The following is a 24183-nucleotide window of genomic DNA, read 5'->3' as shown; positions in this document are numbered from 1 at the left end:
CGGCGTACTGCGGGAGGGTTGATGGATCGTGCCTCGAGCGAAGTCGTCTTGTACGCGGCCGGAAGGTGCGAGGAGGGGTTCGGCGGGTGGGCGGCGGTCCTGATCTATGGGACCCGCCAGCGCGAGATCAGTGGCAGCGCTACAGGAGTGACGTCACACAGGATGGCGTTGACGGCCGTCCTGGAAGGGCTCGAGACGCTGACCCGACGGTCACGGGTGCGGATCTGCGTGGAAGACAGGACCCTGCACGAGAAGCGCGCCCAGCGCCGCCCGCCCGACGAGCCCGACCTGTGGCAGAGACTGCGTCCGCTGCTCGCCGAGCACCAGATCGCCTGGGACGAGGGCGACGAATGGTTGGATGAGGTGCCGTGGGACCTGGCCGCCGGACTGGCCTACCACCAGCATCGTGGCGCACAGGTCCGGGCCGAGGCGCGGAGTGAGGAGACCACTCTCGCCGTCGTGCTGTCGCGCTACCTCGTCGAGCGGTGGGACGACATGCACGCGTTCGAAGAGGCAGACGAGGTCATCTCGACGCTGCGTTTCAGTATCGGCTGGTACGGCGACAAGCCGTCCACCGAGATGGCACCGGCAGAGATCGTCGATGAACTGGGCGCTCTCTTCAGCAGCACCCTGCCCCACAAGCAGCACGCCTCCCCCGACGAGTTCCGGGCGGCGAAACGCGTGGTAACCGATCTGCTCGACTGGATGGTCACGAACGGCCACCTCGACGCCGATTCGGCACGACGGCGTCTGGAAGACATAGGCATCACCGTGGACGAGCGGGCCTCCGTCAAGGCGTTTGTCGACGCGTTCGGCCACGACGATCTCGTGCCCTGGTCCGACCGCTCCCTGATCGAGGCCGACGTCGACTGCCAGTACCTGACAATCGAGGAAGTGACCGCCGATTCCCTGACATTCAAGGACTACGACAGGGGATACGACGATGAGGACGACTGCCCGCTGGTCGGCCCTATCCCCGTACGCCCTGAGATCGCCGCCCGGGCCCGGACCGGCTGGCGGATCCTGCTTTCCGCTGTGAAGGTACGTGGCGAGTGGCGACTCGTACAGGTAGTCAGCGGCGATCCATGAGATCGGGATTCTCGCTGAGGGCACAGGCCGGGTCCTTCTTTGGAGGACTCAAGGCCGCTCCGCGTCCGCCTCCGACAGCGTGATGCGGCCGAAGAACCCGGTGAGGCCGCCGTCGGCCAGCCCCCCGAAGTCGACCTGATCGCCTTCGTGGCTCGAGGAGTATTGCCCCCCGCAGCACCTGGAACGCGTCGTCGAGATCGTTGGCGTACAACTCCCGCTCACACGCAGGTGCTTCTTGAAAAGTTCGGGTGTTCAACGGATCCGCCGGGCAGGTGCCAGCGGCCGGGGTGGGCGGTGGCAGTGGACATCTGGGCGACCAGCAGGGCGCCGTCGTCGGCGGGCTGGAGGACGTCGACGAACAGGGACGGCAGGACGAGGCGCCCGGGCCCTGGTCGATGCCGATGGGGAGGGTCCCCGTTGCGGCGGGCTGGCAGTGCGTTCAGCGGGCGAGGGTGACGGTGATCGGCTGGTCGGCTCGCGCGGAGAGCACCTTCCTGCAGGCCGTCCGTGTCCCGGAGCAGGGTGCTCGCCCGATGCCCAGAGCGGCGGGCCGCGCCGCGGGGCCGGGCGCGATGTGAGGGAGGGGCAGGCTCAGGAGGCCGGGCGGGTGCTGGAGGTCTCTCCTGGCACCCGGTCCGGCACGGCGGGCGTGTCTGGGCCCTCGACGACGTGCGGCGCGACTCCGGGATGCGGCTGTACCGGGCGGCGGCTGAAGCGCACTCGATGCCGGCGAAGGAGAGGCGGCCCGATCACCGGACGGCGGCCGGCCTGGGGTGAAGGTCTCGTCGTGCTGTGTCTCAGTCGATGGATCCGAGACGCTCGATCCCGGCGGTGGCCTCCGCCGCGGACGCCGTGTCGCCGAAGGCCGTGAACTGGTCGCGGGCCCGGATGTAGTGTTCGCGGGCCTCGGCGCGCTCGCCGACGTGTTCCAGCGCCGTGGCGAGGCCGATGGAGGTCTGGGCCCGGAGACGGTCGATGCCGGTGTGGACGGACGGTGTGCCGACCGCCCGGAAGGCCTCCACCGCTTCCGGCCAGCGCTTCAGAGCCAGCAGGTCCCTGGCGGTCTCGCAGCGCAGCAGGGCTTCGACGTACTCGCTCAGGCCGGGAACGTCCGCGGGCCGGGTGCCGAGCAGGTCCCGGTGCAGGGCCAGTGCCTCCTCGCCGTGGCCGGACTCGCGCAGGGCGGTGCCGAGGACGCGCTGGGAGACGGCCCTGCCGGTGGAGTCCCCGGTGGTCTCGAAGAGCCGGGTGGCCCGGGCGGCAGCCTTTGCCGCCTCCGCGGGCCGGCCCAGACCCATACAGGCCCCGCTGATGTACGACCACGACCAGGCCTGCTGGTCCAGGTCACCGGTCTCCGAGGCCAACTCGAGGGCTTGGCGGGCGAGTTGCTCGACCTCCTCGTACCGGGACGCGCCGACCGAGTGGGCCCAGGCGAGGCAGTTGAGCTGGTGGGCCTCGGCCACCCGGTCTCCGAGGGCGGCCGCGGACCGGGCGCCGTGGGAGAACAGGGTCCGCCACTCGGGCCACTGGCACCAGCGGTCGGAGAACCAGTACAGGGTGCGCGAGGCGTGCAGGATCTCCTGGTGCCGGTCCGCCGCGAACATGTGGGACAGGGCGCCGGCCCAGTTGGAGCGTTCGGCGGTGAGCCACTCCTCCGCCTCCTCGGCGGACCCGGGGGCGAAGGCGGCGGGTTCGCCCGGCCAGGGCTCCGGCGCACCGGGTGCCTCGAACCGGCGGCCCGCGGCGGAGGCCGAGCGCATCAGCCAGTCGGCCATGCGCAGTCGCACGTCCAGGGTCGCCGACTCGGTTTCCTCGTCGCGGAGTTGCTCCCGCGCGAAGAGCCGTACGAGATCGTGCGGGGCGTACCGGCCGGGCGCCGTCTCCTCCAGCAGGCCCCGGTCCACCAGCAGGTCGAGGGAGTCCTCGGTGGTGAGGGGATCGTCGCCGGTCAGGACGGCGGCGAGGTCGGGCCCCGTGTCGTGCCCAGGGACGAGGGCGAGACGGCGCAACAACAGCCGGTGCGCGTCGGTGAGTTGGCCGTAGGAGAGGGCGAGCGCGCTGCGCACGGCGAGGTCGCCCGCTACCAGGCCGCTCAACCGGCGCCCCTCGTCCGCCAGTTGGCCGGCCAGTCGGGCGGGGGTCCAGTTCGGGCGGCTGGAGAGGCGGTTGCCGACGATCCGCAGGGCCAGCGGGAGGTGCCCGCACAGCTCGGTCAGCCGGGTGATCGCCTCGGACTGTCCGTCGGTGCGCGGAGTGCCGAGGATCCGCTCCAGGAGCGTCGCCGACTCGCCGCCGCTGAGCCCGCCGAGCCGGATCCGCCGTACCCCTTCGAGACCGGCGAGCGGACTCCTGCTGGTGACCAGCACCAGACTGCCTTCGGCGTCCGGCAACAGCGGTCTGGTCTGTGCCTCGTCGGCCGCGTCGTCGAGGACGATCAGGGCGCGGCGGCTGGCGAGGGTGGCCCGGTAGAGGGCCTCGCGGGCCGCGAGGCCGACGGGGATACGCTCCGGCGGATGACCGAGCGCCGTCAGCAGGAGGACCAGTGCCTCGCCGGCCGGCAGCGGAGAATCGCTCATGCCGTGCAACTGGACGCAGACGCGGGCGTCCGGGAAGAAGCCGGACAGCCGGCGCAGCGCTTCTGCGGCGAGCGTCGTCTTGCCCTGTCCGCCCGGCCCGAAGAGCACCACGCCACGTGTGCGGGTACCGGTCGCCAGGGCCTCCAGCTCGGCCAGCTCCTGCTCCCGGCCGGTGAAGTCCGGGACGGTCCGCAGCAGATACGGTGGCGCCGGCGCCCCGCCGCGTTCCCGGCCGGCGTCGGCCAGCCGCTGGAGGCGCTCGCGCTCCTCGTCATCGAGCCCGAGGGCGACGGCGAGGGCGTCGACGGTACGACGCTGAGGCCCCCGGCTCCGACCGCGTTCCATGTCACCGAGTGCGCGGACGCTCACCCCGGATGCCTGGGACAGTTCCTCCAGGGTCAGCTGGGCGCTCCGGCGCAAGGAGCGCAGCATCATGCCGAAGGCGGTGCCGCCGTGCGGAACCTCGGACGGTGCTGGTTCTGAGTCATGACTGGTCATCACGACAATTAGACCAAGTGACCAAATGCTCGCTACTTCCGCCTGCACTTCTGCCTGGTTGCCCGCGGCTGTCCGTGGTGAGCTGGACTCTCCACTTAGAGAGGACGAACCCCCATGCCGTACATCACCGTCGGTGAAGAGAACAGCGCGCCCATCGAGCTCTACTACGAGGACCACGGCACCGGACAGCCCGTCGTCCTGATCCACGGCTACCCGCTCGACGGCCACTCCTGGGAGCGGCAGGTCCCCGCGCTCCTCGAGGCCGGCCACCGCGTCATCACCTATGACCGCCGGGGCTTCGGCCGCTCCTCGCAGCCGACCACGGGCTACGACTACGACACCTTCGCCGCCGACCTCGACAAGGTGCTGACCAGCCTGGACCTGACGGACGCGGTCCTCGTCGGCTTCTCCATGGGCACCGGCGAAGTGGGCCGCTACCTGGGCGCGTACGGCTCGGGGCGGGTCGCGAAGGCCGCCTTCCTGGCCTCGCTGGAGCCGTTCCTGCTGAAGACCGACGACAACCCGACCGGTGTGCCCCAGGACGTCTTCGACGGGATCCTGGCGGCGGTCACCAAGGACCGGTACGCCTACTTCAGCGCCTTCTACCAGGACTTCTACAACTTGGACGAGACGCTGGGCAGCCGGATCAGCGAGGAGGCACTGCGCAACAGCTGGAACGTGGCCGCGGGCTCCTCGGCCCACGCCTCGGTGGCCTGTGTGCCGACCTGGATCACCGACTTCCGGGCCGACGTGGCGAAGGTCGACGTACCGGCGCTGATCGTGCACGGCACCGGTGACCGCATCCTGCCGATCGACTCGACCGGACGGCCCTTCCACGCGCTGCTGCCGTCCGCCGAGTACGTCGAGATCGAGGGCGCGCCGCACGGGCTGCTGTGGACGCACGCCGAGGAGGTCAACGCGGCGCTGCTGGGCTTCCTCGCCAAGTAGCCCTCGGCAAGGGGTGGTCAGTCGCACCCGGAGGCCGCCACCGCCGACACGCTCACCAGCCCCGCCGAGATCGCCGGCGGAATGCCCACACCGTGATGGAGCACCAGCCACGCGCCCAGCGCGGCCCCGGTGACCATCGAGGTCACGGACGCCATGCGGCAGGGCGAACGGGTGCCGGGTCCGCCGCCCGCACGGGAGTCCGCCGCGCGGCCGGTCAACGTCATGGTCAGCACGGTCGTCGTCAGGCCAGGGACGCCGAGCCTGCGGACCGTGGCGTTGCGCGGGCCCACGGCGAAGGCCGTGACGGCGATCAGGGCGTAGACGCTGGCCGTGGCGCCGGGCGCTACGAAGGCGGCCACGGTCGAGATGCCCAGTAGTACCGGACGCAGTTGGGCGGGAGGGGTCATGCCGGGCACGACGGAAAGGGGTGCCGGGCAAGTGGCGCGCGGCGGCCTGGACCACGCAGCCGGATTACGTGCCGCACGGTGAAGCCTCGGGGGAGGGGTTCGCGCACGGTATGCGGGTGGGTTACGTTTCGTTCCGACGAGGGCGGCGACTTCTTCGCCGGACGGGGCGTCCTCGTGGCCACTGCGATGCTCCCGAGGGTGGCGCCGAGGTGTTCCCAGTGCGGCAGCAGCTGTGCGGGGCAGGCCCATTACCTCACCCTCCCGGTGCGGCAGCCGACTGACCGTGCCGTTGCTCTGCCGTGCGGGAGGGCGCGACATACCGTCGCGGGCGAGTCCGACCGCCGCGGTCTCACCCTCTTCGTGGAAGCCCATGGTTACGGCGCCGGCCTGGACGAGCGGCTTCGGGCCGTAACACCCGGGGAGCAGCCCCGTTCGCTGACGCCTTCGGCCATGTCGAACCTTTGGTGCTGGTGACCGTGTCCTGGCCAGGCCCGTCAACTGTGCAGGGGCAATGCGGCGTTCGGGCTGTCCTTGAACTCTACGGTGGTGAAGACCAAGGTCGTAGAACCCGTGTTCTCCAAGTCGTCGAGGAGGTACTGGCCGGGTCGGAAGGTGAAGTGCCGGATGTCGCCCGCCTGGTGCGCGACCTCCCTGGTGGTGCCGTCGTCGGTGTGCTGGCGGCTGCGGCCGCCCGCGACCGCGGTCCAGAAGTAGTCCAGGACGTGCTGGTGGGCGCGTGTGCGCTCGCCTGGGGGGAGCGGGATCTCCCATACGCGCACCCGGTCGGTCTCGCTCCTCACGCCGCTTAGCGTGTTGGTGTCCGGGCCTTCTGCCGGATCAACGGTGGCACCGAGCGGGCCGCGGGCCTTCAGGAATGGGCTCGGGCGACAACGGCCGCGCTGCTGGCGAGGTATAAACGCTTCTTCCTGCCAACGGCTACCAGGCCGACGACAGCGGGAGCCGCTCTGGTCCTGGCCACGTCTATGGAACTGGTTCCCGGCCCCGCCCACGCCGCTGCTGAAGAATGGTCGATGCGCTCGAGCCGCATCGTGTGCCATGTGCGCTGGGTGTGCAGGCGCTTGAGGCCGGGCGGCAGGTCGTCGGGTATGCCGCCCTGACTGAGCGACTCAGAGGGCGAGTTGAGCGCTTCGGTCGGTGGCCATGGCCGGGACGGCCGCCAACTGGCGGGAACGTTGCGCATGACCAGGGCGCAGTCCAGGGTCGCACTCCCTGACGGGAAGCGGCCTGGGTCGTCGAAGAAGGTCGATGCGGCGGAGCGGACTCTGCCGGCTTCTACGTGCCAGGCGTCGGTGTGCAGTTCCATGCCGTCCAGGTGGCGGCCGGACCTGGTGGCCGAGTACCCCTTCGCCTCGCTCTGGAAGAAGCGGGAGGCCTCGGCGAGATCGGCGAACAGCTCGCCGGCGAGATCTTTTGTCGTCTAACAGGTTGACAATCATGCTGTAGCAAATACGGTACTGGATATGGAAGTAACCTTTGCTTCTCACGCCTCCTGTGTCGCACGGGACAGGGAGGCGCGAGGCGATCCGTGAAGCCGCCGTGTCGGACCGATGGCACGCAGGGTCACAGCGGCGGAACGCGGCGTGACTGAGGCGCAGGAGATCGGCGGCCCGTTGGCACGTGCGGCGCTGCCGCACGCCGAGTGGGGCGGCTCGGTGCCGGATGTCTCCAGACCGCCGGCGAGTTGCGGGGTTTGAAGGCGGGAGCTGCACGGGTTCACGTTGATTGAGGATGGGCCGTGAAGCTGCGGCACATCGGGCCGGAGAGGAGCCCGGCGCGGTGCAGCGCTGGAGAACTGCTATATCCCGCAATGAACTGCACCGTACAGTGCTATAGCAAATAGTGGAGAATCGATGAAGATCTCAACACCTAAAGCCCTTGCCATGGCAGCCGCGTGCGCGCTTGGCCTCGCGGCCTGCGGCGCATCGTCCGGCGGGGCAACCGTCACGCCCAGCTCGACGGTGGATGTGGGCACCCCCTCCGCAGTGACACCGGTGAGCGCCGGCACGCTGGCCAGAGCGAAGAAGCAGGGGTCGGTTCTCCTCTACACCAACGCCGACGAACAGCAGATGAAGCCGATCACGGAAGCGTTCCAAGCGAAATACCCAGGTCTGAAACTGCGGGTGCTCAACCTCGACGACACACAGACCTTCCAGCGCTACGCAACCGAAACCGCCACCGGGGTGCGCACGGCCGATGTCGTGATGACCACCGACTCGGTCGGCATGCTGAACTTCGTCAAGAAGGGCAACATCGCCGACTACACCGACCCCAACCTCAAGAACCTGCCCAAGTACGCCCAACTCGCCCCGGGCGTGGCAGCCATGTCCGAGGACCCGGTCGTCGCTGTCTACAACACCGCCCTGATTCCCAAGGACAAGCAGCCCAAAGACGTCACCTCCATGGCGCAGCTGTCCCGCTCCCTCAAGGGCAAGATCGGCACAACCGACATCAGCAACCCCGTCGCATTCGGTGCCCTGGCCGGCTACATCGGCAAGCACGGCAAGGCCGGGTGGAAGAACATCGAAGAGCTGGGCCCCAATTCCGGTGTGGAATCCGGCAACGGGAACCTGATGCAAAAGCTCGCCCAGGGCCAGTACCAGGCGTCCTACTTCGTCTCCGGCGCGGTCCGGGCGCTGATCACAGGTGACACGGCCAAGGTTCTCAACTACACCTACCTCACCGACGGTACGCCGATGCTGCCCCGAGCCATCGGTATCACCAAGAAGGCCGCCTCGCCGGACGCCGCGAAGGTCTTCGTGAACTTCCTGCTCGCCGTCGAAGGACAGGAAGCAGCCTGCAAGGGCGGCTTCACTCCCTACCGTGACGGCGTCAAGTGCGCGTACGGCGTCCCCGCCATCGAGAAGGCCGTCGGTGCGCAGAACATGATCCTCGGGGGATATCCGGACGACATCGTCAAGAACAAGCCCGCCATGGAAGCCCGGTGGAAGAAGGCGTTCGGACGATGACCGTCACCCAACTACGGCCTGCAGCAGGCCACACGCCCCCCACACCACCACCCCGGAAGCGGTGGCTCTTCACCAACACCAGTCACTACCTGCTCTGGGCCGCAGCGCTCCTGGTCATCATCGGCCCCATTGTGCCCGTGGCACTCGCCTCCTTCTGGTCCACACCGCTCTACGACTCCGGCGGACATCTGACCTCGGACAACTACCACGCCCTGCTCACCGACCACTCCTGGTGGACCGCGGTCGCCAATTCGGTGCTGTTCGCCGCGCTCAACACAGCGGGTTCCATCTTCGTCGGCGTGGTGTGCGCCGTCCTGCTCACCCGCACGAACATTCCCGGGCGGCGCATCCTCTCGTCGATCCTGCTCATCCCGCTCGCGCTGCCCGGGCTTGTGCTCATTCTCGGATGGGCCGTGATGTGGACTCCCGCCGGGTTCGCGTCGTCGTGGCTGAAGACCAACACCTTCCTGAGCATGCCGATCAACCTCTACAGCGTTCCCGGAATGGCACTCGTCGGCATGAGCGTGGCCTCTCCAGTGGTCTACCTGCTCTGCCGCGGCACCTTGCTGTCCATCGACCCGGCCCTGGAGGACGCGGCGCGCACTTCTGGCGCGAGCTCCCTGCGCAGCCTGGTCTCCGTCAGCGTGCCTCTCCTGCGTCCCGCAGTCATCAACGCCGCGCTGCTGGTCTTCGCTCTGTCGATCGAAGTTCTCGGGCTGCCACTGATCCTCGGGTTCTCCAGCAAGATCAATCTGATCTCGACCTATCTGTATGACCACTGGGTCAACGACTCCCAGCAGGGGCTCGTCTCCGCCGGCGCCATGTTTCTGCTCGCCGCGGTCTCCGGCCTGCTGTTGCTGCGCAACCGGCTCGTGGGTGACACCGCGCGTTTCACCACCACGACCGGAAAGCCCACGGGAGTCCGCGTCATCCGCATCGGGAAGCAGCGTTGGCTGCTGACCGCCGCGATCGCCCTCGTCCTGTTCGTCTCGGTGATCGTTCCCCTGGCCGGTGTGGTGATGGCGGCCTTCACCACACTTCTCTCACCCTTCATCTCCCCGTGGAGCGTGCTGACTTTCGACAACTTCTCGACTGTCTTCAGCAACCCGCTCTACACCAGTTCACTCACGAACAGCCTGCTGATCGCGGGCATCGGCGGCGCACTGACCACTGTCGTCATCGCCGTGCTGTCCGTCATCGCCCATCGCTCCGACTTCCGGTTCCGCGGGTCCCTCCAGCAGGGCATGCTGTGGCCGCGGATGATGCCCGCACTGATCACCGGCATGGCCTTCTTCTGGAGCTTCGCCCTTCTCGACCGGTCCGGAGCCATACGCGCAAGCCTGTGGGGCATTGGCATCGCCTTCGCCGTCCGCAGCCTCGCTCTCGGCTACAGCGCCTTCTATCCTGCTCTCGCCAGCATCGGTGCCGACCTCGACCATGCCGCTCGTACCTCAGGCGCCACATGGTGGACGGCCATGCGCACCGTCGTCTTCCGCCTGGTCGCCCCAGCCATGGCAGTGTCGTTCGTCCTGCTGTTCGTGTCCATGCTCAACGACGCCGAACCCGCTGTCTTCCTCGTCACCGACACGACCCCCGTCCTAGGCCTGACCATGCTGCAACTCGCAGCGACTAGCACCGGCGGGACCGTCGCCGCGTTGGGAGTAATCCAGATGATCATCACCCTGGTCGTCCTGGGCGCCGGGCGCGCCCTGCTGGGGGTGCGTCCCCGTGCCTAGCCTCCACATCAACGGCATCACGAAGCGGTTCACCGACCATACGGCCCTGCACGACCTGTCCCTGACGGTGCGCGACGGGGAAATCTTCACCCTGCTGGGACCGAGCGGGTGCGGAAAGTCCACCACTCTCTGGTCCATCGCAGGCCTGCACCAACCGGACTCCGGCAGCATCTCCTTTGACGACCGCGTCGTGTACGACCACGGCCGCATCGACGTCGAGCCGGAGCACCGCAACTGCGGCGTCGTGTTCCAGTCCTACGCGATCTGGCCCCACATGTCGGTGTTCGACAACGTGGGCTACCCGCTCAAACTCCGCAAGGTCGACAAGGCAAAGCGGCATCGGCGCGTCCACGAGGTGCTGGAACTCGTTGAACTGGGCAAGCACTCCGCGCGCTACCCGCACGAGTTGTCCGGCGGACAGCAGCAGCGAGTCGCCCTCGCCCGCGCACTTGCACACCCGCCCGACATGTTGCTGCTCGACGAACCCTTTTCGAACCTGGACGCCAAACTCCGCGACCGCTCCCGACAGTGGCTCAAGACCTTGCAGGCGCAGGTCGGTGTCACCACGATCTTCGTGACTCACGACCAGGACGAAGCCCTCTCCGTCAGTGACCGCATCGCTGTCATGAGCCAGGGAAGGGTACGCCAGATCGGCACGCCCGCCGAGATCTACGAGTACCCGGCCGATCTGTTCGTCGCTGACTTCGTGGGCACCGCCAACATCCTTCCCGCCACCATCGTCGAAGCCGACGGAACCCGTGCACTCATCAAGCTCGATGGCCTGGACGACGTGCTGAGCGTTCCACATACCGACAAGCGCCTGGGTGCTGCCCACATCACGATCCGGCCCGAAAACATCGACGTCCTACCAACGGGCCCTGGCCATGTCCCGGCCGGCAACAGCGTCACGGCCCCGATCGAGAACCAGGCATACCTGGGCGATCACTTCAGGTACAGCGTGCGCATCGGCGCAACCCCGATCGCGGTGACCACCACGCGCCGAGTGGACGCCGGCGCGCTCACCATCAGCCTCCCACCGGAAGACATCCGCATCTTCCACGAAGAACTTTCCACGGATGAGGAGAACCACCATGCCCCCGCCCACTGATGCCGCTCGACAGGTCGGCATCCTGGTGCCGTCCGGCATGCTCGGCGCCGGATTCGACCCCGCGACCGTCGAGCGAGGCCTGACGCTCCATCCTGATGTCATCGCCGTCGATGGCGGCTCCACCGACTCGGGCCCGCACTATCTGGGAACGGGCACCGCGAAGACCACCGCCGCGGCCATCAGCCGCGACCTGCGGATCCTCCTGAAGGCGGCCGCCTCCGCGGACATCCCGCTCGTGATCGGTTCCTGTGGAACCAGCGGCACCGACTCGGGGGTCGACTGGGTCGCGCGCATCGCTGAGACCGTCATGGCTGAAGAGGGACTCAACCTCAAGGTCGCACGCATCTACAGCGAGCAGGAGGCCGGCTTCCTCAAGGAACGGCTGGCCGCCGGACGCATCCGACCGCTTCCCCCACTCGGTCCGCTCGCCGCGGAAACGCTGGAGAGCTGCACTCACATCGTCGGCATGATGGGCCACGAGCCGTTCGTCGAGGCCATCCAGGCGGGCGCACAGGTCGTGCTGGCCGGCCGTGCCACGGACACCGCAGTCGCTGCGGCAGTACCCCTCATGCTCGGAATGCCCGCTGGTCCGACGTGGCACGCCGCGAAAGTCGTTGAATGCGGCGGTCAGTGCACCACCAATCCGCGCTCCGGCGGCGTCTTCGCCACCATCGACCAGGCCGGCTACACCATCGAGCCGCTGGATCCCGCATCCGCGTGCACCCCGATCTCGGTCGCCGCTCACATGCTCTACGAGACGGTCAACCCCCACCAGATGCGCGAACCCGCCGGCACACTCGACGTGTCCGATGCCGTCTACACAGCGCTCGACGAGCGACGCGTACGCGTCGAGGGGGCACGCTTCGAACTCGCCGAACAGCACACGATCAAGCTCGAAGGCACCCGCATCACTGGATACGAGACGGTCTCATTCACCGGCATTCGCGACCCGTACATCACCGCCAACATCGACCGCTGGGCACTGCTGTTGCGTGAGATTCTCCCCGAACGGATCGCGCAGACCCTCGGACTGACGGAGGATGACTACGCCCTGGATGTCCGACTGTACGGTCACAACGCCATCCTCGAAGGCATCGACCCCGACTCCAGCCCGCCGCGCGAAGTCGGTGTGATGCTCATCGTCAACGCCCCCTCCCAGACCACCGCCACGGCCGTCGCCAAGATCGCCAACCCGCTGATGCTGCACCTCCCGCTGCCGGAGATGGACTATCTCCCCAGCTTCGCCTTCGCCACCTCCCCAGCCGAGACCGAGCGAGGTGCCGCATACGAGTTCGTCCTCAACCATGTGGTCGAGGTCGACTCCGCCACCAGTATGTTCCGCACCCACCACAGCCAAGAGGTCTCCCGTGCCTGAGGACAGCCAGAACAAGCCCGTACTCGGGGATTACGCCTCCGAGATCCGCTCCAAGAACGCAGGCCCCTTCTGGGTCACCATGGAAACCTTCATGAAGGACGCCCAGGGCTACGCCATCGCAGCCGACGAACAGTTCCTCAACGAACAGGTCATCGCTGATCTGTACAAGGTCGACGCCGGGACCGTCCAGGTCTTCCGGATCCCCGCACTGAATGTCGTGAAGATCTCGTTTCCGCGCCCAGTGTCCCAGGCCAGCCTCCGCGACCGTGACGTCCACGCGGGTCAGCACCATGTACCTCTTGCCTCCCTGACGATCCCCGTCCATCACCTCAGCGACCAGAGCAAGGGGACGGCACGTGGCTGAACCCACCGTCACGGACGGGCAGCTCGAAAGACTCCGCCGGCTCGACACCCCCACCGTGTGCAACGCGCTCGACCTCATCGACCCCGACTTCGATCTGCCCTACTTCACATCGCAGCCTCTGCGTTGCGTCTATCCGAAGCTGCCGCCCATGGTCGGCTTCGCCCGAACTGCCAGCATCCGTGCCGTAACACCTCCCGCGGACAGGGTGGATGCCGCCGAAGTGCGCGCCGCCTACTACGAGTACGTCGCCCAGGGGGCCGGCCCCACCGTCGTCGTCATGGAGGACCTCGACGGTGACCGTGCAGGCAGCGGATGTATGTGGGGCGAGGTGAACACCGCCATCCACCAGCAGCTCGGCTGCCTTGGAACGGTCACTAACGGCAGTGTCCGAGACGTCGACGACAACGCGCCCGGTTTTCAGATCCTTGCCGGAGGAGTGGTACCGTCCCGCGCCCATACCTGGGTTGTCGACTTCGGCCAGCCCGTGACAGTGCGCGGCATGGAGGTACGCGACGGTGATCTCATCCACGCCGACCAGCACGGAGCCGTCCGCGTCCCGTCCGCACTTGTCGATCAGGTTCTCGCCGGAGCCGACACGGTCACCCGCCGCGAGCAGGCTCTCCTCGCTTCCGTGCGATCGGACTCCTTCACCGTCGCTGCTCTGCGCAAGGCGTTGAAGGCTTCCAGCGAGATCCACTGAGACAGCACGTCCGCCTGGCTCGGCACTCCGGTGGGCAGTGTGATCTCGTCATACGACCGCTGAAGTGCTTTTCCATCTCCGCCGCAGCGGTTGGCCCCCGCCGAGGCAGACTTCGGGGCAAGGCGCATCCTCCACGTGGTAAGGCATTCCGAACCGGAGCGGACGACAACATCCCGGACTCTCAGTCACTGTTCGACGCACCATGTTGACAATTACGCTGTAGCAAATAAGGTGAGTTCTATGAGTCGGCTCCCGCAACTTGTATCCTCTGTGACCCTGGGGGATCAGGCCTATAAGGCTATCCGTGAGGCGATCATCTCGGGTGCCCTGAAGCGTGGGGAGAGGGTGACGGAGCGGGGGCTGGCCGAGTCACTGGACATCAGCGCAACACCGGTACGCGAGGCGCTGCGGCGACTTGAACAGGATCGCCTGGTCGTCCGGGAGGGCCCGCGTTCTGTGCGGATCGCAAAGTTCGAGGACGAAGAACTGCGCGAGTTCACGATGATCGAGGATGCGCTTCGGGCCCTGGCGGCGCGGCTGGCGGCGGAGAAGTCGACCGCGGCTCAGCGTCGCGAGATGGCCGCCCTCCTGGACAAGACCGACGGTCTGCGCAAGCAGGCGGAAGAGGCTGGCGCGGACAGCCTCCAGGAGCGCGATCTGGTGGTGTCCATCCTGGAGTGCATGCGCAGCTTCCACGCCTTGGTCGACCGGGCCAGCGGGAACTCGACGTTGATCCAGATGCTGCACATGGTCGATGCGTTCGGCGCGGACGAGCGGCGCCGGAGCGTTCTGTCCGAGGTCGGCAGCGACCGGCGGGATGCCGTGATCGCCCGTTACGAACAACACCGCGCCATCTTCGATGCCATCGCCGCCGGTGACGGTGACCGTGCGGAACGGCTGATGCACGACCACAGCAAGACCTCCAACACGTCACGGCTCACGGCTCACCCCTCGGCTTGAGGCGCGTGCCAAGGCGGCCCTTCGAACGAGGCTCTGCTTGCTATGGCATATAGCGCTTGCATGTCCAGTCTGCTGGGTGTCCGTGCCGCCGCGGTGGCCATGGTGCTGGACGACCCCGTGAATGACGGGCCTGGCAGCAGTCACTGAGTGCTCAGGCGGCGGCATGGCCAGGACGAAGGCTCCAGCTGAGGTACTGCCGCTAACCAAAGCCTGCGGTCGGATCGACGTCCGTCGGCCCCAACCGCGGTTCCTGAGGACGGGCACACGCAACCGTCAGGAAACCCTCAAGCGCCCGGGGGTGTCACATCAAGTCCGCCCAGAAGGATCGGCCATGTCACTGCCACTTCCATCAAGGGATCCACACATGGCAACGCTCCTGTACCGCCTGGGTGCCTCAGGGGCCCAGCGGTGGCGAACGATGCTGGTCGGATGGGTGCTCGCCCTGGGCGCTGTGATCGGTCTGGGCATCTCCTTTGCCGGTTCGTTCCAGAGCAGCAACTCCATCCCGGGGTCACCGGCCCAAACGGCGCTGACCAAAATGGACCAGCACTGGCCCGACCCGGCGGTCCAGTCCGCGACCATCGTCTTCCAGGCGCCCCCGGGACACAAAGTCACCGAACCCGCGTTGAAGAAGCCCCTCGAATCAGCCCTCACCGCAACTGGCCACGTGGATGGGGTAACGGCCGTCAGCGACCCCGTCGAGGACGGCACCGTCTCCCACGACGGGCGGACTGCGGTCTCGCAGGTCACCTTCACCACAAAGAAGGACAGCGACGTACCCGCCGGGACACTGACCGCAGTCAAGGACGCCGGCGCCGTAGCGCATCAGGCGGGTATTAAAACGGTCTACGGCGGCGACGCATACTCTCCGTCGACCTCGCCCGTCGGACCGACCGAGATGATCGGTCTCGGTGTGGCTCTGGCCATCCTTGTCATCACGTTCGGTTCGCTGCTCGCTGCCGGTCTGCCCTTGCTCACCGCCATCCTCGGCGTCGTCGGCACCATGGTCGCCATGATGGGCCTGGCGTCCGTACTCGGCGTATCCGACAACGCGCCCACTCTGGCGATCATGCTCGGGCTGGCCGTAGGTATCGACTACGCCCTGTTCATCGTCTCCCGGCACCGTGCTCAGCTGGCCGACGGTACTCCTGTCAACGAGTCCATCGCCAAGGCCACCGCCACCGCGGGGAGCGCCGTCGTATTCGCCGGTGCCACCGTCCTCATCGCACTGGCCGGCCTGTCGGTCGCCGGCGTCCCGATGCTCACCTCCATGGGCCTGGCGTCCGCCGGGGCAGTCGCCGTAGCCATCGTCATGGCGCTCACGCTCCTGCCCGCCCTGATGGGGATGGCCGGCCGCAGACTCATTCCCAAGCCGGGTTCACGAGCAGCTCGGCAGGCACATCAGAGCAGCCGCGGGACCACGATGGGTGTGCGCTGGACGGAGGGCGTACTGCGCCACCCGCTGCGCAACCTGATCCTCGGCACCGTCGCACTGGTAGCCATGGCGATTCCCGGTATGCAGCTCAAGCTTGCACTCACCGACGACGGCTCCAACCCCACCACCTCGTCGAGCCGGCAGGCCTACGACATGATCAGTGACTCCTTCGGGCCCGGTGCGAACGGACCCCTTCTGATCCTGATCGAGGACGACAACCCGGCAACCGTCACCTCGACAGCCACTGCCGTCGAGCACAAACTGCACACGGTCAAGGGCATCGCGGACATCAGCGGCGTCGACGTAGCCAAGGACAAAGCGGCCGCCCGAATCCAAGTGACGCCGTCCACCGGGCCGCGCACCCAGCAGACCAGCGACCTGGTGTCCCATCTGCGTACCACGGTGCAGCCCATTGCCCGTTCGACGAACAGCTACGTCGCCGTCACCGGACTGACCGCCGTCAGTATCGACGTCTCCTCCAAGCTCAGTGGCGCCCTCGTCCCCTTCGCCATCGTGGTGGTCGGCCTGTCCCTGCTGCTCCTGATGATCGCCTTCCGCTCCATCGCCATCCCCATCAAGGCGACCATCGGCTTCCTGCTGTCCATCGGCGCCGCCTTCGGAGCCACCGTCGCGGTTTTCCAATGGGGGTGGCTGGCAGACCTCCTGGGTGTACCCAGCCAAGGGCCGGTCGCAAGCTTCGTCCCCATCATCGTCATGGCCGTGCTTTTCGGACTCGCCATGGACTACGAGGTCTTTCTCGTATCCGCGATGCGAGAGGACTACATCCACCAGCGCAATGCCCGTGCCGCCGTCATCACGGGAGCCCGCAACGCGTCCCGAGTGGTCACCTCAGCGGCCCTCATCATGATCTCGGTCTTCATCAGCTTCCTGTTCTCTCACGACGCCGACATCATGCCGATCGCCTTCGCTCTTGCCTTCGGGGTCCTGATGGATGCCTTCGTGGTCCGCATGACGCTCGTGCCGGCGGTGCTCGTACTCCTCGGTGACCGGGCGTGGTGGCTGCCTCGTCGACTCGACCGCTTGCTGCCCCACCTCGACGTCGAGGGCGAGAACTTCGATGACCCCGACGCCAGCGTCAAAGCGCTTCACCCCAGTGAGCCCATAACACGATGACCAGTCAGGCCGACACCGGAACATGTGTGGCATCTGCCGTATCTGCCGAAGTGATCGAAGTCGGGCAGCTCGCATTGCCCGAACAAGAGGAGTACATGTGAATGGCGTCGACACACCGAGTGCCGCTGACCGTGTACTCGTCATCGACGACGACCCCGGTATCCGGCGTCTGCTGATCTCGGCACTAGGGTTCGCGGAATTCGAAGTGGACGTCGCGGGCGATCTGACCGAAGCCCTCGAACAGGTTGCCCGCCAGGCCCCCGACGTCATTGTGCTCGACGTCATGCTTCCGGGGGCCGACGGCTTCGATATCCTCCAGCTGCTCCGCGCCCAGGCCATCGACGTACCTGTCCTCTTCCTCACTGCTCGCGACGCCGTCGAGGATCGCGTCCGAGGTCTCCGTCTGGGCGGCGACGACTACGTCACGAAGCCCTTCAGCGTCGTGGAGGTCGGCGCACGCCTCCAAGCCCTGCTCCGCAGATCCCGCGGCGGTGCACCAGCCGGAAACGAGGAGGCACCGCTACGGTGTGCCGACCTTGAGGTCAACGACTTTCGTCACGAAGTGCGCCGGGCCGGCCAGCTCATCGAGCTCTCACCCACTGAGTACCGCCTCCTGCACTACCTGCTCAGCCATCAAGGGCAGGTCCTCTCCCGTGCTCAAATTCTGGAAGCAGTTTGGCAGTACGACTTCGGCGGGGACTCGGTGGTCGTCGAGCGATTCATCTCCAACCTCCGCCGCAAGATCGATCACGGTAGGACTGCGCCGCTGCTGCACACTGTCCGCGGTGTCGGATACACCCTCCGCGACGAGGCTCCCAGGTGAAACTGCGTGGCCGACTCCCGTGGTCGTTCTCCAGCGTCCGCCTCCGGCTCCTCGTCGGCCTGGCCGTGCTCCTCGCGGCCGGGCTGGTCGCCAGCGCGGTAAGCAGCGCACTGCTGCTTGAGGACTTTCTCCACAATCGATACGAAAACACCATCAGGACAAGCGCGGACCGGTTCGCGAAAGTCGTCGCCCGCGGGCCGCAGACCGCGAACGCCGATCAGCTCGCCGCCCTCCTTGGGCCTCCGCTGGGTGTCGTGGCCGTCAACGCCGACAATCAGGTTCTGACCAGCACGGGCTCCGCCTCTCAAGTCGCCGGCGACATCGCGAAACTCACGGCCACTACGTCGCCCGACAGAGTCGTCACCTACCACGGACGAGAAGACCAGGACGACCTCACGGCCGTGCGCATTCCCAGCCCTGGTCTGACTCTGGACCGTGGCCCGGCCCAAGCCGCCCTCAAACCGGCGGCCCTGGTCCTGGCTATCGACACATCCGTCGACGATGTCACCACGGACCGCCTGATCAAACGCCAACTCGCCCTCGTCGGAGCAGAGCTGATCCTCCTGTTGGGACTCGCCACGATCGTCCTGCGCCTGGGCATGCGACCCCTGACCCGGATGGCGCACACAGCCGACGCCATCGCAGCCGGCTCGCTCACCGAACGCCTTCCCACCCACGGCAACAGCAGCGAGACCGACGTGCTCGCAGAAGCCGTCAACCGGGCTTTCGACGCACAGGCCCGTGCCGAAGCGACCGTACGTTCCCTGGCAGCGGACACATCACACGAACTGCGGACCCCGCTGTCGACCATCTCCGGATGGCTCGACCTGCACAGACAAGGCGGAGTATCAGGACCAGGCCTGGAGATCGCCTTGGATCACATAGAGGACGAGGTCGGACGGATGCGTCTGCTCGTCGAAGACCTCGCCCTCCTTGCGCGTCTCGACGCTGGCCGACCAGTGGTACAGGAACCCGTCGAGCTGACCGCCCTGGCCGCAAGCATCGTGGAGGACGCTCAGATCATCAATCCGGACCGCGACATCACGATGGCTCACACACCCCCTACGGTGGTCCTCGGCGATGCGACCCGCCTGCAACAAGTTCTGCGCAACCTTGTCGGAAACGCCGTACAGCACACCCCTGTCCAGACATCGGTACGCGTAGAAATCACCCGGTTCCAAGACTGCGTACAACTCCAGGTCACCGACAACGGACCCGGAATCCCGGCCCAGGACCTTCCTCGCATCTTCGAACGCTTCTGGCGCGCCGAGGCCAGCCGCAGCCGCGCTTATGGCGGTTCAGGACTGGGCCTCGCCATCGTCGAAGCGATCATTCACGCCCACCACGGGCAAGTAGCCGTCCAATCCGAAGTCGGAGTCGGCACCACCGTCACCGTCCGGCTCCCTCAACCCTCACGACAGCTCTGATGCATTCCACGCATGGGCCGTTCGATCCGAAAAGCTGGTTGATCATCTCACGGCAGGTACATGTAACTCCGGAAGAGATACCGGAAAAACTGCACAGGGAACGGAGAGAACGCGTGGACAGTATGTCCTTGCTGTTGAGGCCCAAGGCTCGTACGCGCAGCGATCGTCACGATAATTACGAACCTCCCGACTACGGATATCGTCGGACGGTCGGCAGACGTCAACGGGCTCTGTGAATGTCTTCAAGGCGGCGCGAAGCCAGGCGCGGTACTTCTCGACCACAGAATTCGGACAGCAGCGTGCGGCGACTTCCCCTGGCCGACCAGGGCTTCAAGAATGCCGCGCTGCTGCCTGGCCAGTTCCTCGCGTTCAGCGTTGGTCGCTGTGAACTGGTAGTACTTGTCGCGGCCGCCGCAGCAGCCATAGGGCATGGAGGCGAGCGGCTCGATGAACTTCACGTCGATCTGTGCCCGGTGGCCGGGCAGCTGCGTCTCGTACCGCTTCCATCGGCGGTCGTGCCGCTTGCAGCGCTGGGAGGCGGCCCATATCCAGCCGGTTGAGGATCCGCCGGACGCCCGACTTGTTGATCGTGAGGTTGTGATACCGCTTGAGGTACATCGCGATCTTCTCGGGCCCGAAGTGGTAGTTCTGCCGGAGATAGATGATCTGCTCGACGACCTCGACGTGAGTGGCGTTCGGGCTGTGCTGGGGCGCCTTCGAGCGGGTGCGCAGCCCCTCGATCCCCTCGGTCTGGTAGGGGCGATACCAGATGTAGTGCGCCTGCTGGCTGATGCCGAAGTACCGGCAGCTCATGGCGACGTTGCTGGTGGCCTCTTCGACATGGCGTATGACGGCAAGGCGCCGCTTGGCCTCGCGAGCGAGCGGGGGTGTCTTCTACATGTGGATCTCCTAGTGATCAGAGACCCAGCTGTCAGCGATGATCGGCAGTTTCCAGACCGACAGCGGCTGTGGGCAGCTTTGCTCACGTGATCGCGCTTCAGGCCCGACCCGCACCGCAGGAGAGTCTGTCCGATCAGCTCGTCCAGGTCTTGATCTGAGCGGCGACCTCCCGCACAGGCAACCCCTCCCGGGCCGCGCGAGCCAAGGGGAGAACTGTGTCCAGCCCAGGGCTCACAGGAAGGCCGCACGCCGACAGATAGGCCGCAGTCACTGTGGCCGCAAAAAGAAGATTGCGCGCCTCCAAACTCGGATTCCTCGCCAGTTCGCACAACAGCGCGGCAGCCTTGTGGTGGGCCTCGGGATAGACGGGGTGGTCCAGGATCTCCGCCCGGTGACGTGCTTCCGCAGCGACCGGTACGCCGTAGTCCACGACTTGGGGATCTCCGGGGATCTGCTGCGCTACCGCTAGGATCCAAGCTAGATCGATTCGGAGATTCACGCAGCGTCCCGCGGTGCGTTCTGTGCCAGCCCCTCCGGAAGACCCGGGTATCGGTCCTCACCGATCTCTGCCTCGAATGTGTCCGCATATGCAGCCAGAAATGCAGCAGCACCGGCCATGAAGGCGGCGCGTGACTGGTTCACATCGGCTTCGATCAGATCGGCCACATACCCCTGGAGACTCAGGCCACGGCGTGCTGCCCGGTCCTCGGCGGCCGCCCTCACGTCGTCGCTCAGTCGGATATTCGTCTGCTTTGCCATACCCGCTACCATAGCTAGCCACTGATACCGCTGGCTAGCGGAAGGCTGAACTGAGCGCCACAGATCGCCAATCAGACTCCACTACGACATCCTGGTCCATGTCGCACCCTGTGCATGCCGTGCCCGTGCACCACGCTCACGACGTGGGCCTTGGTGTAGTCGCCGTTCAGCTTCAGTACGGCGATCTGGCCGTCGGGGTTGTCCAGTTCGGTGACCGCGGTCAGGGTGTGCCCCTTGAGGAGCAGCCCGTCGCCGGAGATTCCCTTCGCGCCGCCGAGGTCGACCGGGACGACCTGGTGGGTGCGCAGGTCGACGCGGTAGAAGGCGTAGTCGTTGTAGTCGGCGAGCAGCACATAGCGGCCGTCACCGGTGACCACCAGGCCGTTGCCGTTGAAGTCGGCGTTGTAGACCATCGGCGAGTTGGTCAGGTCCGTGCCCACCCGCAGAGGCTGCTGGACCTGCTTACTGTTCAGCTCGGCGGCGGTGATGTGCCACAGCGCCGGGTGGATCGAGTCGGAGATGTACGCGTCGCCGTCGGGAACGAGGGCGACGTCGTTGAGGAAGGTGTCGGTGCGTCCGGTGTCGAACACGTGCAGCAGGGCGCGGGTGTGGGTGTCGTAGACGAAGACCTTGCCGGTGGCGCCGCCGGCGACGATGAGCCGTCCCGCACGGTCGGTCTTCATGCCCGCGACGGAGGTCCGTCCGTCCGCACCGCCGGGCAGGAACGCCTCGGTCGCGCTCTGGTGGATGTCGCCCCGGTAGATGGTGCCGTCGCTGGTGCTGCCGACGTAGAAGAAGGGTGTGCCCTGCTGGCGGGCGATGCCCTCGGGGTAGGTCCTGTCACCGGGGATCGTGTAACTGGCGGGAAGGGAGTGCTTCCCGGCGAGGACAGCGTGGTGGGGTGTGCCGCCGTCGGAGGTGGCGAGGGCCGGGGTGGCCGCACCCAGGACGAGGAGGGCGGCCGTGGCGACAGCCGCGGCCCGGGGACCGCGAAGACGTACTCGGGACATGGTGGATCTCTCCGGATGAGAGCGGGGCAGGAGGGAGCAGCGAGGCGGGGATCAGCCGGCGGCCGGGAAGAGAGACCGGTTGGCGATGTCGATGATGAACGGGCCCACGTGGGAGGGGTACTTGTCGACGATCGCCTTCTTGTACGCGTCGCCGTCGTCGCCGAGCAGTTCCCGGGCGTCGTCGAGGTAGCGGCGGATGTCCGCGTAGATCTCCGGCCCGGTGGGGCGCCGTGGCCGGCCAGGATCGTGTCGTAGCCGGACTCCGATGCCAGCGTGTCCACGAGCTGCTGCCAGCTGGTGATGTCGTTGTTGCCCAGGTAGAGGTGGACGTCGTTGTAGACGAGGTCCTGGGCGATCAGCACCCCCTGCTCGGGCAGCTTGATGAGGAGCTCGTCCGCGGCCTCGCCGCCGGAGACGGCCTCGAAGACGAAGCGGACGCCGTCGATGACCTCGGTGCCCGGGACGAGGGCCACGTCCGGGGTGAACTCGCTCAGGGGGATGACCTGTCCGGTCGGCAGGTGGCTGTCGCCGCGGTCGATGATCTGCTGCGTCACCTGGGCCAGCGCGTGGACGGGAGCGCCGAAGCGCGCCGCGCCGTTGTAGTGGTCCGGGTGGGCGTGGGTGACGATCAGCCGGTCGATCGGCTTGCCGAGGCCCTTGGCGTAGGCGACGACCTCGTCGGCGTAGGCGGGCAGCAGCTGGGCGTCGACCGCGACGATCCGCGCCGGGGTCTCGACCAGCTGGGTGGTGGTGTGGAAGGTGTCCGCCGGCGACATGTAGCTGTGGATGCGGACCGCACCCATGTCGAGGACCGTGACTGTGCCGTTCATTGCGATGCTCCCTGCGCTGGAGGCGGCCTTGCGCCGCCTTGACGACCTCTACAGTCGTCGTAAAAGCCGAGGTAGGCGAGGTACGCTGAAGACGCGGCATGGTAATTCGAGGACATTTGGAGCTCGGTGTGCTTTCCGCGGACCTTGGCGACGGTGATCCCTCCCGTGGCGGGGCGATCCTGCGGCTCGACTTCAATCCGCCCCAGGAGCGGGTGCCCGTCTTCGAGATCATCGATCTCGCCACCCTGCACGAGCGGCGTCGGCGGCGTGGCCGGCGGCCCGATCTGGTACACCGAGTGGACTTCCACACCCTCACGCTGATCACGGAGGGCAGCGGGGATCACGCGGTCGACTTCGTGACGTATCCCTGCCGCCCGGGCACCCTGTTGTGGGTCCGGCCGGGTCAGGTGCAGCGTTTTGTCCGGCCCGGCACGGCCAACGGCACCCATCTCCTGTTCACACCGGCCTTCCCGCCGCACACCAGCAGCGCCGACCGGCTGGTGAAGGAGTGGTACGGGCCCGCCTGTTGGCAGCTGGGCGCGCGCCCTGAGTACGCCGTGCTGTCGACCTTGCTCGGTCAGATGCGGACCGAGTACGACCGGCAGGAGGAGAGCGTATCGGCGGAGATCCTCCAACTCCTGCTGGCCACCGTCCTGTTGCAGATCGACCGCCTGCCCCACCCGGACAGCGGGGGAGACCCGCACGCGGGCGGCGAGGTGTACGCCCGTTTCCGCGCCGAGCTGGAGCGCTCCTACGCCACCACCCGCCGCGCCGCCGACTACGCGCACCGTCTCGGCTACACCGTCAAGACCCTCACGCGTGCCTGTATCGCCGCCACCGGACAGCCTGTGAAGCACGTCATCGACGCCCGGGTGGCCCTTGAAGCCCAGCGGCTGCTCGCCCACACCGACGAACCGGTGGCGACGATCGCCCGCCGGCTGGGATTCCTGGAAGCCACCAACTTCGGAAAGTTCTTCACCCGTCGCATTGGAGTGACGCCTGGCGCATTCCGTCACACCCATCAGGGCGGATGACGCCTGGCCGCTCACCTGATCTGTCCGGGCATGTGGCTGCATCTAATACGCTGTCGCTGATCGTGTGGCCTGTGCCCGTGTTC

Annotated in this window: 23 protein-coding genes and 1 pseudogene; 14 read left to right on the top strand and 10 right to left on the bottom strand. The window is 67.0% G+C overall.

The window, feature by feature from the left end; genetic code table 11:
- Positions 1 to 162 precede the first annotated feature (162 nt).
- Complete coding sequence (locus tag ACIRB1_RS33235; RefSeq protein WP_403467997.1) at positions 163 to 1089, top strand: hypothetical protein; 927 nt, start codon at positions 163 to 165, stop codon at positions 1087 to 1089.
- A 248-nt stretch (positions 1090 to 1337) separates the two neighbouring features.
- Complete coding sequence (locus ACIRB1_RS33230) at positions 1338 to 1667, top strand: hypothetical protein (protein ID WP_403467996.1); 330 nt, start codon at positions 1338 to 1340, stop codon at positions 1665 to 1667.
- Between the two features lie 219 nt (positions 1668 to 1886).
- Here the strand turns inward: ACIRB1_RS33230 and ACIRB1_RS33225 are convergent, their stop codons facing one another.
- Entirely contained in the window at positions 1887 to 4163 is a 2277-nt protein-coding gene (locus tag ACIRB1_RS33225; protein WP_403467995.1) for a helix-turn-helix domain-containing protein, read from the bottom strand.
- Positions 4164 to 4277: 114 nt separating this feature from the next.
- Between ACIRB1_RS33225 and ACIRB1_RS33220 the strand changes: the two genes are divergently transcribed.
- On the top strand, positions 4278 to 5111 hold the full coding sequence (locus ACIRB1_RS33220) for an alpha/beta fold hydrolase (RefSeq protein ID WP_403467994.1): 834 nt from the start codon (positions 4278 to 4280) through the stop codon (positions 5109 to 5111).
- Positions 5112 to 5128: 17 nt separating this feature from the next.
- On the opposite strand, the gene ACIRB1_RS33215 is transcribed toward ACIRB1_RS33220, so the two are convergent.
- The 3 genes from ACIRB1_RS33215 to ACIRB1_RS33205 form a co-directional block, all read right to left on the bottom strand.
- On the bottom strand, positions 5129 to 5518 hold the full coding sequence (locus ACIRB1_RS33215; protein WP_403467993.1) for a DUF1275 family protein: 390 nt from the start codon (positions 5516 to 5518) through the stop codon (positions 5129 to 5131).
- Positions 5519 to 6012: 494 nt separating this feature from the next.
- Entirely contained in the window at positions 6013 to 6318 is a 306-nt protein-coding gene (locus ACIRB1_RS33210) for a hypothetical protein (protein WP_403467992.1), read from the bottom strand.
- Between the two features lie 68 nt (positions 6319 to 6386).
- Positions 6387 to 6842: a hypothetical protein gene (locus ACIRB1_RS33205; protein ID WP_403467991.1), complete on the bottom strand. Its 456-nt coding sequence runs from the start codon at positions 6840 to 6842 to the stop codon at positions 6387 to 6389.
- A gap of 688 nt (positions 6843 to 7530) precedes the next feature.
- On the opposite strand from ACIRB1_RS33205, the gene ACIRB1_RS33200 reads away from it, so the two are divergent.
- From ACIRB1_RS33200 to ACIRB1_RS33155, 10 genes are all read left to right on the top strand, one after another.
- A complete protein-coding gene (locus ACIRB1_RS33200; protein ID WP_403467990.1) occupies positions 7531 to 8505 on the top strand; it encodes an ABC transporter substrate-binding protein in 975 nt (324 codons plus the stop codon).
- On the top strand, positions 8502 to 10241 hold the full coding sequence (locus ACIRB1_RS33195; RefSeq protein WP_403467989.1) for an ABC transporter permease: 1740 nt from the start codon (positions 8502 to 8504) through the stop codon (positions 10239 to 10241). The genes ACIRB1_RS33200 and ACIRB1_RS33195 overlap by 4 nt, the downstream gene beginning before the upstream one ends.
- Positions 10234 to 11349, top strand: coding sequence for an ABC transporter ATP-binding protein (locus ACIRB1_RS33190; protein WP_403467988.1), 1116 nt, complete (start codon positions 10234 to 10236; stop codon positions 11347 to 11349). Before ACIRB1_RS33195 ends, ACIRB1_RS33190 begins: the two co-directional genes overlap by 8 nt.
- Positions 11333 to 12724: an acyclic terpene utilization AtuA family protein gene (locus ACIRB1_RS33185; protein ID WP_403467987.1), complete on the top strand. Its 1392-nt coding sequence runs from the start codon at positions 11333 to 11335 to the stop codon at positions 12722 to 12724. Before ACIRB1_RS33190 ends, ACIRB1_RS33185 begins: the two co-directional genes overlap by 17 nt.
- The gene (locus ACIRB1_RS33180) at positions 12717 to 13088 is read left to right on the top strand and encodes a DUF4387 domain-containing protein (protein ID WP_403467986.1); all 372 of its coding nucleotides are present in this window, start codon (positions 12717 to 12719) and stop codon (positions 13086 to 13088) included. The genes ACIRB1_RS33185 and ACIRB1_RS33180 overlap by 8 nt, the downstream gene beginning before the upstream one ends.
- Positions 13081 to 13788: an RraA family protein gene (locus ACIRB1_RS33175; protein ID WP_403467985.1), complete on the top strand. Its 708-nt coding sequence runs from the start codon at positions 13081 to 13083 to the stop codon at positions 13786 to 13788. The genes ACIRB1_RS33180 and ACIRB1_RS33175 overlap by 8 nt, the downstream gene beginning before the upstream one ends.
- 270 nt (positions 13789 to 14058) lie before the next feature.
- Entirely contained in the window at positions 14059 to 14748 is a 690-nt protein-coding gene (locus tag ACIRB1_RS33170) for a GntR family transcriptional regulator (protein WP_403467984.1), read from the top strand.
- Between the two features lie 163 nt (positions 14749 to 14911).
- Complete coding sequence (locus ACIRB1_RS33165; RefSeq protein ID WP_403467983.1) at positions 14912 to 17317, top strand: MMPL family transporter; 2406 nt, start codon at positions 14912 to 14914, stop codon at positions 17315 to 17317.
- A 97-nt stretch (positions 17318 to 17414) separates the two neighbouring features.
- Positions 17415 to 18140: a response regulator transcription factor gene (locus ACIRB1_RS33160; RefSeq protein WP_403467982.1), complete on the top strand. Its 726-nt coding sequence runs from the start codon at positions 17415 to 17417 to the stop codon at positions 18138 to 18140.
- On the top strand, positions 18137 to 19567 hold the full coding sequence (locus ACIRB1_RS33155) for a sensor histidine kinase (protein WP_403467981.1): 1431 nt from the start codon (positions 18137 to 18139) through the stop codon (positions 19565 to 19567). Before ACIRB1_RS33160 ends, ACIRB1_RS33155 begins: the two co-directional genes overlap by 4 nt.
- 242 nt (positions 19568 to 19809) lie before the next feature.
- Here ACIRB1_RS33155 and ACIRB1_RS33150 read toward each other — a convergent pair whose 3' ends face one another.
- The 6 genes and pseudogenes from ACIRB1_RS33150 to ACIRB1_RS33125 all read right to left on the bottom strand — a co-directional run bounded on the left by ACIRB1_RS33150 (position 19810) and on the right by ACIRB1_RS33125 (position 23066).
- Positions 19810 to 20025 carry a hypothetical protein gene (locus ACIRB1_RS33150; protein ID WP_403468196.1) on the bottom strand — a complete coding sequence of 72 codons (216 nt, stop codon included), beginning with the start codon at positions 20023 to 20025 and terminating at the stop codon, positions 19810 to 19812.
- Complete coding sequence (locus ACIRB1_RS33145; RefSeq protein WP_403467980.1) at positions 19937 to 20380, bottom strand: helix-turn-helix domain-containing protein; 444 nt, start codon at positions 20378 to 20380, stop codon at positions 19937 to 19939. Before ACIRB1_RS33145 ends, ACIRB1_RS33150 begins: the two co-directional genes overlap by 89 nt.
- 220 nt (positions 20381 to 20600) lie before the next feature.
- Positions 20601 to 20897: a hypothetical protein gene (locus ACIRB1_RS33140; RefSeq protein WP_403467979.1), complete on the bottom strand. Its 297-nt coding sequence runs from the start codon at positions 20895 to 20897 to the stop codon at positions 20601 to 20603.
- 65 nt (positions 20898 to 20962) lie between these two features.
- Positions 20963 to 21226 (bottom strand): hypothetical protein, encoded by a 264-nt coding sequence (locus tag ACIRB1_RS33135; RefSeq protein ID WP_403467978.1) that lies wholly within the window; start codon positions 21224 to 21226, stop codon positions 20963 to 20965.
- Between the two features lie 71 nt (positions 21227 to 21297).
- Positions 21298 to 22236, bottom strand: coding sequence for an SMP-30/gluconolactonase/LRE family protein (locus ACIRB1_RS33130; protein WP_403467977.1), 939 nt, complete (start codon positions 22234 to 22236; stop codon positions 21298 to 21300).
- A 51-nt stretch (positions 22237 to 22287) separates the two neighbouring features.
- Positions 22288 to 23066 (bottom strand): annotated as a pseudogene (locus ACIRB1_RS33125) (MBL fold metallo-hydrolase).
- Positions 23067 to 23164: 98 nt separating this feature from the next.
- Between ACIRB1_RS33125 and ACIRB1_RS33120 the strand changes: the two are divergent.
- The gene (locus tag ACIRB1_RS33120) at positions 23165 to 24100 is read left to right on the top strand and encodes an AraC family transcriptional regulator (protein WP_403467976.1); all 936 of its coding nucleotides are present in this window, start codon (positions 23165 to 23167) and stop codon (positions 24098 to 24100) included.
- Positions 24101 to 24183: the final 83 nt, after the last annotated feature.

Source organism: Streptomyces sp. NPDC096013, from assembly GCF_044763565.1.
In the GTDB taxonomy this organism is placed as follows: Bacteria; Actinomycetota; Actinomycetes; order Streptomycetales; family Streptomycetaceae; genus Streptomyces.
Note: the sequence above shows the minus strand (reverse complement) of the source record. Positions and strands in the feature narration are given on the sequence as shown.

Coding starts and splice junctions, on each gene's coding strand:
- ACIRB1_RS33235 (WP_403467997.1), top strand. CDS start 163: ATGGCGTTGACGGCCGTCCTGGAAGGGCTCGAGACGCTGACCCGACGG.
- ACIRB1_RS33225 (WP_403467995.1), bottom strand. CDS start 4,163: ATGACCAGTCATGACTCAGAACCAGCACCGTCCGAGGTTCCGCACGGC.
- ACIRB1_RS33220 (WP_403467994.1), top strand. CDS start 4,278: ATGCCGTACATCACCGTCGGTGAAGAGAACAGCGCGCCCATCGAGCTC.
- ACIRB1_RS33215 (WP_403467993.1), bottom strand. CDS start 5,518: ATGACCCCTCCCGCCCAACTGCGTCCGGTACTACTGGGCATCTCGACC.
- ACIRB1_RS33205 (WP_403467991.1), bottom strand. CDS start 6,842: ATGGAACTGCACACCGACGCCTGGCACGTAGAAGCCGGCAGAGTCCGC.
- ACIRB1_RS33195 (WP_403467989.1), top strand. CDS start 8,502: ATGACCGTCACCCAACTACGGCCTGCAGCAGGCCACACGCCCCCCACA.
- ACIRB1_RS33185 (WP_403467987.1), top strand. CDS start 11,333: ATGCCCCCGCCCACTGATGCCGCTCGACAGGTCGGCATCCTGGTGCCG.
- ACIRB1_RS33165 (WP_403467983.1), top strand. CDS start 14,912: ATGGCCAGGACGAAGGCTCCAGCTGAGGTACTGCCGCTAACCAAAGCC.
- ACIRB1_RS33145 (WP_403467980.1), bottom strand. CDS start 20,380: ATGAGCTGCCGGTACTTCGGCATCAGCCAGCAGGCGCACTACATCTGG.
- ACIRB1_RS33135 (WP_403467978.1), bottom strand. CDS start 21,226: ATGGCAAAGCAGACGAATATCCGACTGAGCGACGACGTGAGGGCGGCC.
- ACIRB1_RS33130 (WP_403467977.1), bottom strand. CDS start 22,236: ATGTCCCGAGTACGTCTTCGCGGTCCCCGGGCCGCGGCTGTCGCCACG.
- ACIRB1_RS33120 (WP_403467976.1), top strand. CDS start 23,165: ATGGTAATTCGAGGACATTTGGAGCTCGGTGTGCTTTCCGCGGACCTT.